Source organism: Vibrio sp. 1562, from assembly GCF_033340155.1.
GTDB classification, from domain to species: Bacteria; Pseudomonadota; Gammaproteobacteria; order Enterobacterales; family Vibrionaceae; genus Vibrio; species Vibrio alginolyticus.
In genome coordinates, this window is sequence record NZ_JAWOVY010000075.1 from 1 (window position 1) to 1,562 (window position 1,562).

The 1,562-nt window shown below is 45.9% G+C and carries 2 protein-coding genes; both read right to left on the minus strand.

Going from position 1 to position 1,562, the window contains the following annotated elements; all coding sequences use genetic code 11:
* Window positions 1-879: PAS domain-containing protein (locus tag R7Z49_RS23240; RefSeq protein WP_318112096.1), on the minus strand; the 879-nt coding region annotated here is incomplete at its 3' end.
* Window positions 880-913: 34 nt separating this feature from the next.
* A partial coding sequence (locus R7Z49_RS23245; protein WP_318112098.1) for a TIGR01212 family radical SAM protein occupies window positions 914-1,562 on the minus strand: 649 nt, incomplete at its 5' end.

A 1,562-nucleotide genomic window follows, 5' to 3' on the forward strand; every position in this document is an offset into this window, starting at 1 on the left:
ACCGATAGAGTCAGGGCTTGCATCTAAGATTGTTTGAAGAATGGTGTCACGCTGAGCCAAAGCGACTTCAGTGTCTTTACGACGCTCCATTTCATCACGTAAGTTCTGTTGAATCTTATGCCATTCCGTCACATCGTGACTAATAGACAACGTTCCGAGTAGCTCACCACTTGGCGATACTAACGAGCTTAAATTCACTTCAAGCAAGCAGCTGCGACCTTGCGTGTCCGTCGTCCATTTGCGTTCACTTTTACGGGTAGCGACTCGGCTCGCCGTTGCAGTGATGGCTTCTTCTCGTCGCCCCTCCCAAAACTGGTCAAAGGCACGATTCGTCGTCAATAAGTTACCTTGGCAATCTTGCAAGCAGATCAACTCGGACAGCGAATCTAGCGCTGAGCGAGCCATCTCTAACTGCGCCAACTCTTGCTGCTGCTCTTGTAAAGTGACTTGATAAGGTTGCGCGTACATGATCCAAACACGATGACCACGTAGCAAACTCTTTCGGCCGGACAATTCAACCTTAATGGATTCGTTTTCAGATAAACGCCAATCAAAGACTTGGTGACGGAAATAGCGACTGGAAAAACTATCAAGCAACGAAGAGAGTTTGTGAAGCTCAAACAAGGCTGGGTACAAAAAGCCTGTACCCAGTGAGCGAATGCCAAGCAACTGCATCGCTGCTTGATTCGAAAGTAGGATTTGTCCATGGCTGGCATCTAGCACCAGCACTGGATAAGGCGAATCAGTAATAAGCTGCTTAAGTGCGTTTTGGAAACGAAAGTAGATAAGCGCAATCGCAATCGCACTGACTATCGATAGCAGGACAATATATCCATAACTCTCCTGCCCATTCCAAAGCCAATTAAGTAACTGATCCATTTTTCCACCTATAAAGCAAACTGCTAAAAATATATCAGTTATTTATTGAGCAATCTGCTTTTAATTCCGGCTTCGTGTAGATAAAAGGTTTTCCTATTAAGCTGCCTTGAGCGCCATCTTTATTTAATGCGCGACCAATTTCAGTCATGGCTAACCAACGGTTTTCACACCAAAGCGGGGACAACAACGTTGGACGACGAGCTGCGGAAGAGACACGATGAAACACAACATCAGCGGGCGTCATACGAATCATTTCACTGGCAATCGCAACATATTCTTCCAATCTAGGAGCTTCTAATCTGCCAGCTCTCCAAGCTTTCGCCATCGTACTGCCTTCCACAATATGCAGGCCATGTAACTTGATGCCATCAGTGCCCACAGCCAGCACTTTTTGCAGCGTTTCAATATTATCGTCGCGGGTTTCTTTCGGTAATCCAACAATCAAATGAGTACAAACTTTGATCCCTAAGGCTCGAGCTCGCTGAGTGATCTCCGCATAACATTCAAAATCATGTCCGCGGTTGATGCGTTTGAGCGTATCGTTATTTGCAGTTTGAAGACCTAGCTCGAGCCAAATTTCATAACCTTGGTTTACATAATCTGACAGCAAATCCAATACCGAGTCAGGCACACAGTCTGGGCGAGTTCCCACACACAAACCCACAATATCAGCAGCTTTAAGT